At 69.4% G+C, this 11,691-nt stretch carries 10 protein-coding genes and 3 pseudogenes; 5 read left to right on the top strand and 8 right to left on the bottom strand.

The genetic code is table 11. From position 1 onward, the window contains the following. Positions 1-589: 589 nt before the first annotated feature. Complete coding sequence (locus ACZ7OO_RS43660) at positions 590-787, bottom strand: hypothetical protein (protein WP_471512949.1); 198 nt, start codon at positions 785-787, stop codon at positions 590-592. A gap of 5 nt (positions 788-792) precedes the next feature. Continuing rightward, positions 793-2,053: pseudogene (locus ACZ7OO_RS43655) on the bottom strand (IS701 family transposase). Between the two features lie 249 nt (positions 2,054-2,302). On the opposite strand from ACZ7OO_RS43655, the pseudogene ACZ7OO_RS43650 reads away from it, so the two are divergent. The 4 genes and pseudogenes from ACZ7OO_RS43650 to ACZ7OO_RS43635 form a co-directional block, all read left to right on the top strand. Continuing rightward, positions 2,303-2,982: pseudogene (locus ACZ7OO_RS43650) on the top strand (helix-turn-helix domain-containing protein); the annotation flags it as partial. A gap of 16 nt (positions 2,983-2,998) precedes the next feature. Beyond that, positions 2,999-3,202 carry a hypothetical protein gene (locus ACZ7OO_RS43645; RefSeq protein WP_471512948.1) on the top strand — a complete coding sequence of 68 codons (204 nt, stop codon included), beginning with the start codon at positions 2,999-3,001 and terminating at the stop codon, positions 3,200-3,202. A gap of 18 nt (positions 3,203-3,220) precedes the next feature. Further along, positions 3,221-3,727: a hypothetical protein gene (locus ACZ7OO_RS43640; RefSeq protein ID WP_471512947.1), complete on the top strand. Its 507-nt coding sequence runs from the start codon at positions 3,221-3,223 to the stop codon at positions 3,725-3,727. 56 nt (positions 3,728-3,783) lie between these two features. Further along, positions 3,784-4,398 carry a TetR/AcrR family transcriptional regulator gene (locus tag ACZ7OO_RS43635; RefSeq protein WP_471512950.1) on the top strand — a complete coding sequence of 205 codons (615 nt, stop codon included), beginning with the start codon at positions 3,784-3,786 and terminating at the stop codon, positions 4,396-4,398. A gap of 406 nt (positions 4,399-4,804) precedes the next feature. Here the strand turns inward: ACZ7OO_RS43635 and ACZ7OO_RS43630 are convergent, their stop codons facing one another. The 6 genes and pseudogenes from ACZ7OO_RS43630 to ACZ7OO_RS43605 all read right to left on the bottom strand — a co-directional run. After that, the gene (locus ACZ7OO_RS43630) at positions 4,805-5,098 is read right to left on the bottom strand and encodes a glycosyltransferase (RefSeq protein WP_471512946.1); all 294 of its coding nucleotides are present in this window, start codon (positions 5,096-5,098) and stop codon (positions 4,805-4,807) included. A gap of 6 nt (positions 5,099-5,104) precedes the next feature. Continuing rightward, positions 5,105-5,344: a hypothetical protein gene (locus ACZ7OO_RS43625; protein WP_471512945.1), complete on the bottom strand. Its 240-nt coding sequence runs from the start codon at positions 5,342-5,344 to the stop codon at positions 5,105-5,107. Next, positions 5,335-6,165, bottom strand: coding sequence for a glycosyltransferase family protein (locus ACZ7OO_RS43620; RefSeq protein WP_471512944.1), 831 nt, complete (start codon positions 6,163-6,165; stop codon positions 5,335-5,337). The genes ACZ7OO_RS43625 and ACZ7OO_RS43620 overlap by 10 nt, the downstream gene beginning before the upstream one ends. A 662-nt stretch (positions 6,166-6,827) precedes the next feature. Further along, positions 6,828-7,499: an NAD(P)H:quinone oxidoreductase gene (wrbA, locus tag ACZ7OO_RS43615; RefSeq protein WP_471512943.1), complete on the bottom strand. Its 672-nt coding sequence runs from the start codon at positions 7,497-7,499 to the stop codon at positions 6,828-6,830. A gap of 431 nt (positions 7,500-7,930) precedes the next feature. Next, entirely contained in the window at positions 7,931-8,245 is a 315-nt protein-coding gene (locus tag ACZ7OO_RS43610; protein ID WP_471512942.1) for a hypothetical protein, read from the bottom strand. Continuing rightward, positions 8,245-9,456: pseudogene (locus ACZ7OO_RS43605) on the bottom strand (IS256 family transposase); the annotation flags it as partial. The pseudogene ACZ7OO_RS43605 and the gene ACZ7OO_RS43610, both read right to left, overlap by 1 nt. Positions 9,457-9,712: 256 nt before the next feature. On the opposite strand from ACZ7OO_RS43605, the gene ACZ7OO_RS43600 reads away from it, so the two are divergent. Further along, the gene (locus ACZ7OO_RS43600; protein WP_471512941.1) at positions 9,713-11,206 is read left to right on the top strand and encodes an FAD-dependent monooxygenase; all 1,494 of its coding nucleotides are present in this window, start codon (positions 9,713-9,715) and stop codon (positions 11,204-11,206) included. Positions 11,207-11,691: the final 485 nt, after the last annotated feature.

Below are 11,691 nucleotides of genomic sequence, written 5' to 3'. Positions count from 1 at the left end.
AGCAGTGGAACCCGGCGCCACCCCGAGACGACACTCGGGCCCTCGACCTGCCCACCCCTCAGCCCACGGCACGAAAACGGTCCACCGACTCCGTCCGCGGACCGTCACGAAACTTCGAGGTTAACGTCAATCCGACTGAGGACTGGTGGCACACAGAGCTGTAACCCGGTCCCGCGCGCGCCCAGCAGCACTGGCCCTGGCGTAATTCTGGTTTGACGGTTTACGCCTAGCGTCGATGTCGATGTGTTCAGCGAGTGCGGCCCCTGATGATCTTCCAGTTCTCTACGCTGAAGGGTCGTCGGGGGCCGCCCTCATGTCTGCATCGTTGTCGATTATCCTCTGGTCGGGTGGCCCGCGGGAGTCTCACCCCGGGCTCCCACAGAACGGAGCGTGACAGCCTCCCGTCACTCCGCTCTTGTCACTCTGACCATCAGAAACTGTCGTGCTTCGGCTCACGAATATGGTTTATAGCAGGTCTGGAATTCGGCCGTGTCAGACACGGCAGCTGTAGTTCCGATCACGGTTGGTCGTTGAGAGTGTGTCGGCGCTCGTTGGCAGGCTTGTACTACAGCCTCAGTTCTTCGTGCTGTCATCGGTTGTGGTCGGGTGGGGGTCGCCAGGGGCGGAGGCGGGCGGGCAGCGGGTCGCCGCGCCGGTTGTAGTGGCTGACAGTTGCCCGGGTCTGATGGAGGGCTCGCCAGTGGTGCTGCTGCAGGTGGTAGACGGGTTCGTGGTGGCCGACGAGGGCGGTGGCGGCGAGCACGCCGGCGAGTGCCGGGACGGTCATGCGGATCAGCGGTAGATGCTCGTCTCTCTTGCCTGTTCGGCTTTTCCCTGCGCATCACCCTGTTCGGGTTCGTGGTGGGCGGCTGCGTGGTGTTCGCAGTGCTGGGCGCGTTGGACGGTCAGGAAGGCCAGGGCGAGCATCGCGCAGGTGACGTGGCGGTGCCAGGAGTTCCAGCGACGGACCTGGTACTGGCCCAGCCCGGTGATCTGTTTCGCCTGCTCGTTGTTCTCCTCGATCCTCCAGCGCACTCCGGCCCGGCACACGGCCTCACCCAGCGCGGCATCGCGGCGGTGATGGACAAGGAAGTAGGCGTAGTCAAAGTCCACACGCCCGCCAGCGAGTTGCTTCTTGTCGGTGGAGCGGCGGATGAGCAGATGGTGGGCGAAGCCCTCGGCGGGCTCCTGGCCAGGCAGGGCCACCTCGAACCAGGCCCAGTCGTAGTACCGCTGTCCCTTGGAGCCCTCACCCTGGCTGCGGCGCTCCCACCGGTCACGCACGATCGCGTAGTGCAGCAGGTCGCCGGCCTTCTCCACGGCGGGCTGGTACGGCTTGCCGGGAGGGCCGGCCACCGGCAGCGTGACCGGTACGCCCAGCACGTAGGGCAGGGCACGCGCGTGCAGGAAGGTGCGCAGGGCGGGGTCCTTGCCGTAGTCGGCGTCGGCGGCCACCCAGGCAAAGGGCAGATCACGCTCAAGGGCGTCGCGCAGCATCTCGATGCCGAGCCCGGGCTTGGTGGCGAAGGTGATCTCCTCGGGCACCCCGGCGTCCCGGCGGCGCTCCATGTCCCCGGCCCAGACCGCGGGCAGGTACAGGCGCCGGTCAAAGAAGGTGTGCCCGGCCTCTGCCGCGTAGGTGAGCATCACCATGACCTGGCAATTGCCCACGTCCCCGGTGGACCCACAGTGCTGGTGAGCCACCCCGACCGACCGCGTCCCCTTTTTGATCACCTGGGTGTCGTCCAGCACTAGCGTGGCCTGCGCATTACCCAGCCGGCCTGCGATGTAGTCCTACCTCGGCCAGCAGCGCGTCCGCGTCCCAGGACGCCTCACCGAGGAACTTCTGGATCCGGTGCGGGGTGGCGTGCCCGGCCCGCTCGGCCATCGTCCAGCCGTTCTTGCGGCCGAGGTCCGACAGTAGACCCTCGATCAGGTCCGCGAACACCTCCCGCGGCTCCGGCCGCGCGAACAAGTACCCCAACCCCACAGTGAGCGAGGCCAGTTCCTCGGCCCACCCCTCCACGTGCTCCGGCGCCACATCAACCAGCATGACCAGACAACGACATCACCGATCAGCAGTCACAAGATCTGAGGCTGTAGTACAAGACAGCCGACGAGATCCTCAACTCCCTCGCCGACTACCTCACAAAGGTCGGAACCACCGGCCATAAAACAGAGCAGAACTAACCCTCAGGATTTCTGGCGCATCACACTAGTGCCGCATCAGACAACGTTCGCCCTGTTGTGACGCGTCGTCCGGTTGCCGTGTTCACCGGGGCCGGACGGCCACAATGATCGCATGGCTGAACGCGTGCGGGTGCGGGAGATCGACGACGAGGGGCAGCGGCTGCTGCGGATCATCCGCCGGGGCACCGGCTCTGTGGTGACCTGGCGGCGGACCCCGATGGTGCTGCTGTCCGCGCAAGTATGCCCGTCGACAAGATCGCAACGGTGACGTTCACCAGCCCGGACCGGGTCCGCGACCTGATCCACAACTTCAACGCTGACGGCTTCAACTCGCTCTACCCCAATTACAAGGGCGGTCGGCCCAGGACGTTCACACTGCCCGAGCGCCGCGAGATCAAGAAGATCGCCAAGTCCAAGCCGGCCGAGCACGGCCTGCCGTTCTCGACCTGGAGCCTGGTCAAGTTGGCCGACTTCCTGGTCGCAGAGGGGGTGGTCGACGACATCAGCCACGAGGGCCTGCGCATCCTGCTCCGCGAGGAAGGCGTCACCTTTCAACGCGTGAAGACCTGGAAAGCCTCCAACGACCCCGACTACGCCGCCAAGAAGGCCCGAGTCGAGCACCTCTACGCCATCGCCGACGGCGAGGTCCTGCCCGATCCCGGCGAACCCGAAGTCATCTTCTGCATGGACGAGTTCGGGCCGCTCAACCTTCAGCCCCACCCCGGCCGCCAGTGGGCCGAACGCGGCGGCAAGCACAAGGACCCCGACCGCGAACCACGGCCGCGCGTTCGTGGTGCAGGCTCTGGCCGTGCTCGCGCTCAAGGAGACGGTGAGCCGCAAGCCCGGCGCGCTGGCCAGTCTGGCCCCCGAGTTCAAACTTCCGAAGTCCGCGCGGGCGTCGGTGGCCATCGCCGCCCCGGTGATGTTCGCCGTGTGGGCCCTGACCGGTCTGTACGGCGCTCTGGGACCTGCCATCACCCGGACCCTGGTCCACTCGACCTCCGTGGTGTGAGGAGGGCTGCCCCTGTTCGTGCTCGCCGGCTTCGCCGGTCTGTCCGTCGTGGTGATGCGCGGCGCGGCGACGCGGAACGTCATGCTGATCGGGGTCGGCACCCTGATCGCCGGTGTGGTGGTCAGCCTGGTGTCCATCGCCTCGGGGTCCGGCGGCACCGCCTCCGTGACCGGGTTCTTCATGGGCGGCGCGATATCCGGCTTCGGTTTCGGCAGCGGCTTCCAGGGCGGCATCCGGCTGGTCGTCCCCCAGGTCGAGGCGCACGAGCGGGCCGGCGTCCTGTCCCTGCTGTACGTCATCTGCTACGCGGGCCTCGGTGTGCCCGCCGTCATCGCTGGCGTACTCGTCGTGCACGGCGGCGGCCTGATCCAGACATCGAGAGAGTACGGCGCCGCCGTCGTCCTGCTGGCCCTCGCGGCTCTGACCGGCCTGCTGCTGCACGGCCGGCGCGCGGAGCGGGTGGCCGTGGTCCGGGGGGAGACGGGGACCGCCGAGCCGACTCTGGCAGACCGCTCCCAGCGGTGACGGCCGGACGGCCGAGTAGAATAGACAGGTCTGTCTGCGGAGAGAGGGTGGTGGTCATGGCGGCCCGACCCGCGGCCGGAACATCCGCACGCGAACGTCTGCTCCTGGCAGCGAACGAACTCTTCTACAACGAAGGTGTGCAGTCCGTCGGCATCGACCGTGTCATCGCACACGCGGGTGTGGCCAAGGCGTCCCTCTACAACACCTTCGGGAGCAAGGAAGCCCTCGTCTGCGCCTACCTCGAACTCCGTTACGTACGGATGCGCGATCGGATCACCCAGACCCTGACGGGCTCCCGGACCCCGCGGGAAAAGCTGCTCGGAGTCTTCGACGCGCTGGGCGAGGCGTTCACGGATCCCGAGTACAACGCTGCGCGTTCGTGCGGGCCACCGCCGAGACCCCGGAGGACAGTGCCGTCCGGCGGGCCGCGGGCACCTACCGCACCTGGCTGCGCGACCTGTTCGGAGAACTGGCCACCGCGTCCGGGTACGCCGACCCGGAGACGCTGGCCCATCAGCTGCAACTGCTGTACGACGGCGCCGGGCAGTCGGCGCGCATGGACCGTGATCCTCCGCCGCAAGGACCGCCCGCGCCGCCGCCGCGCTGCTCGAGGCCGCGCCGCTCGCGGGCCGCGCGGCCACCGCGTGAGAAGGTTCCCCATGGGCCCCTGACGGCGGCGGTCCGGCGAGCGGCACGATGGCGACGATGCCCAGCGCGTAACCGATCTGCCCTATCGTGGCCACCAGTCCGGCGGCAGAGGCGGAGGGTGCGTCGTCTGACACCTGGGCGGGTGGCTGCGCTGGTCATGGTGTCCTCAAGTGGGTGCTTCGCACGGAAGACGTCGACGGCGGTGGCGAGAGCCACGCGATGACCGGTCGGGCCGGCTCGGGGACTGCCAGGAACGGGGCGTGTGCCCGCGCCCGTGGCTGCCGGTGGCTCCGGGGTCCGCGGACGGTGGCGACAGGAGCGACGTCGTCCGGACCCCAGCCCGTCCGACGTCCCGTCAGCAGGCCGGTCACGGCCCGGCCCGGCGTGCCGGACAGGGCAACACCGTTCCGGGCCAGGGGCGTTCAGGCCTCACTGCCCGCCGTGCGCCAGTTCGCCAGGACTCCCCTGCGCCTCGATGACCTCCATGATGGCGTCCAGGGGGCGGTGGCGCGCATACTCGGCCTTGAGGTCCTGGGCGCGCGCCGCGTATGCCGGGTCGCCCAGCACCTCCTGGGCGGCCTTGCGGATGGCCGGTACTCCGGGGCGCGCGCTGCCCAGGTTGACGCCGATGCCGCTCCACGCGACGCGCGCGGCCACTTCGGGCTTGTCCTCCGTGGCGCCCGCCGCGAGGACGGGGACACCATGACGGAGCGCGGTCTGCACGCCGCCCTATCCGGCGTTGGTGATCAGCGGGCTGCTCAGCGGGAGCAGCCGGCCGAAAGGCACGAAGCCGGCCAGGTGAACGTTGTCCGGAATCGTGACCATCTCCGCTCGCACCATGTCCGGGCCGTCGGGACGGGCGGTCGCGGCGACCACCGTGACGTCCATGTCCGACAGGGCGTGCAGGGTGGGGACGATGAGTTGCGGCAGGTCGAGATTCTCCGCCGTGCCCTGCGTCACTACGACCACGGGCCGCGTGGTGAGTGCGTCCCACCAGTCCGGCAGTCGGTAGGAGGAGCCGCCGTCGGCGGGCAGTGCGCCGATGCAGTGGAAGCCGGTACCGGGGCGTCGCTGCGGGGGTACTCGAAGGAGGGGATCGTCAGCTGCAAGTACTGGTCGGGCACCGAAACCATGCAGTTGAGGACGTAGCCCGGGAGGGTCACCCCCATCGATGGGAAGATCTTCTCGTAATGAAGCTGGACGTCGGCCAGCGATTTCCGTGCCTCCGACCGCAGGGTCTCGTACCGCGCGCACGCTCCGCGTCCGTGGTCGGCGGCGGGAGACCCGGCCCGAAGGGGGCGGTGTCGACGTTTCCATGAGGGGGGTGCGATGCCCAGACTCACGAGCAGAGGGCGTTCGGTGCGGGGGGCGCGCAGGGCGATGGGCAGCATCCCGAAGGACGACGACTCACCGATCACGGTGGTGGCCGGGAACTCGACGAGGATCTCGCGCAGCCGCCGGTCGTGGAGGGGCGCCGGATCACCGAAGACGTGCTTGAAGTCGAAGGCCACCCGGTCCGCCGGCGAGAGGTGCTTGCGCTCCGCGAAGGTCGCAGGGAAATCGAGGTTCACGGCGTCCGCGTCCGCCGGATAGGGAACGTAGTGCGCTCCGGTCTTGACCACCTGCTTCTTGAACTCGGAGCCGGTGTAGAAAACGCTCTCATGGCCGCGTTTCGTCAGCTCGGAAGCCAGGGTGAGGAAGGGCGCGACATGGCCGTGATACGGCGTTGGGTGAGGCGTATCTTGCTCATCAGTTGCGATCCAGCGTTCGAAGGAAGTCGTTGCCCGCACCCGTGACCGGGTGCGGCGAGGCCACGGGCCGCGCACAGCCCCCGCGGGCGACGGCAGGTCCCTCACTCGTCCGCGCACGCCCGTCCGGTACTCCCCCGCCGACGCCCCGCATGGCCCCTGGGTCACCCGACCGCCGGTGATCACCACACCCCGTGGCCTTGACCGTGTAGATGTCGGCCGCGGCCCGTACGGTCGGCCCCTCACCGGCCGGCACGTAGAGCGCGCCGCGCTCGTTCCAGTCCGGGTCGTCGGGGGCCGCTTCGTTCAGCAGAAACTCATCAGTATGTCCGGTATCCGCTTTCTGAGGGGCTCGTCCGCAGCAAGGGCCGTGCAGTCGACAACTGCGCGGCGGGGCGCTCGGCAGCGTGAGCGGTCGAGGTGCGGGCACACCAATGACACCGGGTCGGCGTGCAGGCCTGCGGCGACGCCAGCCGTTCTCAGATGTGGATCAGTGGTCTCGGCATGCGGATCGGTGACCAGCCTCGTCGCAGGTCCCAGCCGGCCTGGGCAGCTTCCCCGAGCGGCTTGACGACGTGGCGACCCGAGGGCCGCAGGGCAGTCGGCGGACCTGCTCGGCGACCCTCAGGCTCGCGGCGGGGCCGCGCGCAACGGGCTCCGCGATCCTTCGGCCGTGAGGGGTTCGGGGACGGTGACACGCAGCGTCACCGGCGGCGGCGCTGCCACCAGCGGCGCGGACGCTCCTCCTCGGCGCCGGACTCCGCTTCGGCCGCCGCCTTGAGCTTCGTGGCCATCTTGACGACACGCTCGGCCTGGATGCGGGCGGCGGTGCGAGTGGTGTCGTCGACGGGGTTGCTGCCCTGGCCGTCCGTGTGCGAGGTGCCGTAGGGGTTGCCGTCGACGAACTTGGCCGGGTCGGTGAAGCCCGGGGTGACGGTGATGCCGCCGAAGTGGTGGATCGACGTGTAGAGGGAGTGAAGGGTGGCTTCGTGGCCGGCGTGAGCCGTGGCCGTGGAGACGAAGCCGCTGTAGACCTTGTCGGCGAGTTTGCCCTCCGCCCAGAGACCGCCGAGGGTGTCGATGAACTGCTTCAGTTGGGACGAGACGTTGCCAAAGCGGGTGGGCGTGCCGAAGATGACGGCGTCGGCCCACTCGACGTCCGCGGGGGTGGCCTCGGGGATGTCCGCGCTGGCGGCGTGATGGGCGGCCCAGGCGGGGTTGGAGTCGATGGCGGCCTGCGGAGCCAGTTCCCCCGCCTTCACGAGCCGGACCTCGGCGCCGGCCTTGATGCCGGCGTCACGCAGTTCCTTGGCGATCTCCGCGATGGTGCCGGTGGAGGAGTAGTAGACGATTGCGAGCTTCACCGGGGTAGCCATGATCGGCGATCTCCGTTCGTGTCGAGGTGGGGGACCAGAGGAGTGGTGAACCGATCAAAGACGACCGGTCGCCTATTTCGAAGGTAGACGACCGGTCGTGACGTGTCAAAGCGGCGACCGTACGGCCACCCGGTCAAGCGAGCCGTCGCGCCCTTCCTCCGCCCGGCGCGTCACCGCGCGGCCCCAGCGCCGCCGTCTCGGTCTCGGCCGCGGCCGCGGCCGACCCTGGCTGCTGTGTCGCCCCGGCCTCGACCGCTTCCACCGCGCACGCGTCGCAACGGCCGGTGCGGCCGGGCGGAGTGCACCCTCGGGACCAGCAGCCGCGACGGTGCCCCGGCGACGCCGGTGGGAGGTGCCCGCCCCGACTGGGTGATACGGGGTGTCCGAGCCCGCGCGCGAGTCCGACCGCGCGCGGGAAGGGCCTGCCGTTCTCAGTACTGCTGACCGGGCGAGGGCGTCGAGACCGCCACGGCCGGCTCGATGAAGTGCGCGTTCTGGTCCCATCGCTCATCGACGGCATCGACGTAGCGGGGCTGTTGGATGAGGGTCGCCGCCACGATCTCGCGATGGTCGAAGCCCGGCCACCGCTCGCCGAGGCCGGTGTCGGCCACGGTGCTCACGGCGACAAGGCTCATGGCGTCGGCATCATCGAGGTTGCGGACGAACCACGGGCCCGGAGTCGCGGCCCCTGCCAGCTCGTCGAGTTCGTCCAGTTCCTCGTCGGTGAGGGGATCCAGGGCGGTCATCAGGCCGCGACCTCGTTTCGCTCCACGAGCTGGCCGTTCTCGAACCTCGCGCCCGCGCGGACCAGCGGGACCAGGTGTGCGCCGGTGATCGCGCGCCAGCGGGCCTGGGCGGATTCCACGAGCTTGAACACCATGGCGAGGGCCGCGGCTGGGCTGCCGGCGCCGCGAGTGACCTTGGTGCGGAGCTTGACCGTGGAAAACGTGGACTCGATCGGATTTGTGGTCCGCAGATGGATCCAGTGCTCGGCCGGGAAGTCGTAGAACGCCAGCAGCTCCTCCCGGTCGTCGACGATCTTCGCGACGGCCTTGGGCCACTTCTGCCCATAGGTCTTCGCGAACGCGTCGATTGCCTTCTCGGCGTGCGCACGATCCTCGGCGTTGTAGATCTCCTGCATTGCCTTCGTCGCGCCCGGCTGCGCGGACTTCGGCAGGGCGTTCGTGACATTTCGAGCCTTGTGAACCCAACACCTCTGATGCCTGGCTGCGGGGAAGACCTCGGCCAGGGCCCGCCACAGCCCCATCGCGCCGTCACCGACCACGAGCTCCGGGTCGCGCATGCCGCGCCGGCGGCAGTCGCGCAGCAGGTCGGCCCACGAGTCCGTGGACTCACGCAGCCCCTCCGCGATCGCGATCAGTTCCTTCGTGCCGTCGACGCGCACCCCGAGCAGGACCAGGACGCATGAGTGCGCCTGCCCGAGCCGGACCTTGGGGTGCACCCCGTCCGCCCACACGTAGACGAAGTCCCGGTCGGACAGGTCACGGGCCTGGAAGGCGGCGTGGTCGTCGCCCCACTGTTTCGTCAGCCGGGTCACGGTTGCCGACGACAGCCCGGCGGCCGAGCCGAGGAACTGCTCCAGCGCCGGCAAGAAGTCCCCGGAGGACAGTCCGTGCAGGTAGAGCAGCGGCAGCACCTCACTGACCTTGGGCGACTTGCGGCACCACGGCGCAAGGATCTTCGACGAGAACCGCTTCCGCTCACCGGTGGCCTCGTCCACTCGGCGGTCGTTCACCCGAGGCGCGGTGACCTCGACCGGCCCGGCTGCGGTGACCACGGTCCGGGGCCGGTGATGGCCGTTGCGGACCACCAACCGACGCCCCCGCTCGTCGGTCTCGCTCGCCAACTCGGCTATGTACTGGTTGACTTCGGCCTCCAAGGCGGCGGCCAGCATCCGGCGGGCGCCCTCGCGGACAATCTCGTCGATCAGGGAGCCGGTCTCGGTCGAGCTGTCGGCGTTCGAGCACGGGCGTGCCTTCCCGACCCGCGCTGCGAACGCGGGCCTACTCGGTGACCATCACAGGATCATTCGGGAAGGTACGCCCTTCGCACGCCCTCCCGGAACCCATCCACAAGTCCTGAGCATTGCTCGAGCCAGAAGCACGCCCCCGGCGAACATGAGGGGCGTCGGCTGGTATTCCGGACTGGCAGGCGACGGGCCCGAGGACGGGCACGGCCGCCTTCTGGGATTCGTGGAAGCGTGGGGTGGTGCAGGCGCCGACCCGGAGTACGCCGCCGCGAGCCCCGAGGCAGCCACCAACCTCTCCCTGCTGCGCCCGGAGCCCATCCTCAAGGCACATGCCGAGAGCTACCCCGAGGCGACCGTCCGGTTCCATCATGAACTGGTCGCTGTGGAACAGGACTCTGAGGGCATGACCTCCACCATTCTGGACAGGGGCACCGGCGAGACGTACACCGTCCGATCCTCCTACGTCCTGGGTGCGGACGCCGGACGCACGGTGGGCGAACTCGCCGGTGTCAAGGTCACCATGCACGACCGGTTCCGGAAACTGACCAGCCTCTACCTGTCCATGGATCTGTCGCAGCACCTGCCCGGCGACGACGCCCTTCTCACCTGGGTGTTCAATCCGAACCACCCGGAGCACCTGCAATACGGCGCCGTGCTCGTCCCTCAGGGCCCCGATCAGTGGGGCCGGCACTCGAAGGAGTGGCTGCTCGCCGTTTCCCGGCCGGATGTCGACGAGTCACGTCCGGAGGAAATGCTGCGCTGGGCACGTGAGGCCCTGGGAATTCTCGGTATGGACGCGGAGATCCTCGCGGTGAGTGAGTGGCATTTGGAGCGGTTCCTGGTCGACGACTTCCGGGCCGGCCGGGTTTTCCTGCTGGGCGACGCGGCGCACCGTCTGCCCCCCTCGGACGGCCTCGGTCTGAACAGCGCGGTCCAGGACGCCTACAACCTGTGCTGGAAGCTCACCGCCGTGCTGGCAGGGCGGGCCGGGGACGCGCTGCTGGACACCTACACGGCCGAGCGGCGACCGGTCAACATGAAGAACATCGAGACCGCGGTCAACGCTGTCGCCGGCCAGGACGAGATGGCCTCGTCGCTGGGGCTGTCGACGGACAAGAGCGCCGAGGAGAACTGGGCGGCGCTGCGCCTGTTCTGGGACGACGACCTTCCCGGTGCCGCCGGGCGGCGTCATGCGTTCAACGAGTGGCTCGTCACCAGGCCGTTGGAGTTCCGCCAGCACAACACCGACTTCGGCTACACCTACGACTCCGCTGCGGTCGTCGGCGACGGCTCCCCGGCACCGGTGTCCGCCGACGAGGTCCGCCTGTACACGCCCAGCACCAGGCCCGGCCATCCGCTGCCGCATGCCTGGGTCGAACGCTCCAACGAGCGGCTCGCGCTCCGCTCCCTGATCCACGGCGGGCACTTCGCGCTCATCACGGGCGAGGACGGTCAGGCCTGGATCGACGTGGCGGAGAAGCTCGCACAGGTACGGGGGATCCCACTGCGCAGCGCACGAGTGGGCCTCGGCAGGGTCGATCTCATCGACATCCGCCTGACCTGGCAGCGCCACCGCGGGATCTCGGCGCAAGGCGCGCTCCTGGTCCGGCCCGACGGCTACATCGCCTTTCGCTCGGCCAAGGCGGCCCACGACCCGCTGGCCACGCTCACGGCCGTCTTCGACCAGATCCTCGCCACGCCCGGCGCGCAGGTCTGACGAGCCGTCGTGTGCTGGGGGTAGCGGGGCAGCCGGCGTCCGGGGGAATGCCGGTCCGCCTTCCTCGGTGGTGTGCGGCGGCCGGCCCCGGGCGAGCGTTGCGCGGACTGACCGGGGCGCGGCGCCGGCGCGTTCCCGGACACCGAAAGAGGTGCTCGCCGCCGTCTGCCGCGGGGGATGCCCCGCGGCAGACGGCCGTCGCCGCCGACCCGGCGTCACCGTGCCGGGCCGGCCCCCGCCACCGCGTTCCCGTCGACGAGGGCGTTGCCGTTCGCACGGGGTGCGGCCGGTGTCTTCCCGGGTGCGCTCGTCGCCCGGGTACTGCGCGGATCCGGCACTGCCGGAGCGGCTCCCGTGACGGCGGCCGCCCCGGCGTCCAAGCGCGCCAGCCTAGAAGACTGCTGAAAATCTTTTGCGTTCTGGCCCCGGACCGGCTGGTCCGGGGCCAGTCTTGTGAGCATGCAGGGGGAATGGGCCGGGGAGAT

The sequence above is a fragment of the Streptomyces sp. NPDC111744 genome (assembly GCF_055634995.1).
This window is presented reverse-complemented; position numbering and strand designations above follow the sequence as displayed.

Bases quoted from the DNA above. Each gene is read 5' to 3' on its own strand.
- ACZ7OO_RS43660 (WP_471512949.1), bottom strand. From the start codon at position 787: ATGACCGTCCCGGCACTCGCCGGCGTGCTCGCCGCCACCGCCCTCGTC.
- ACZ7OO_RS43635 (WP_471512950.1), top strand. From the start codon at position 3,784: ATGGCGGCCCGACCCGCGGCCGGAACATCCGCACGCGAACGTCTGCTC.
- wrbA (WP_471512943.1), bottom strand. From the start codon at position 7,499: ATGGCTACCCCGGTGAAGCTCGCAATCGTCTACTACTCCTCCACCGGC.
- ACZ7OO_RS43610 (WP_471512942.1), bottom strand. From the start codon at position 8,245: ATGACCGCCCTGGATCCCCTCACCGACGAGGAACTGGACGAACTCGAC.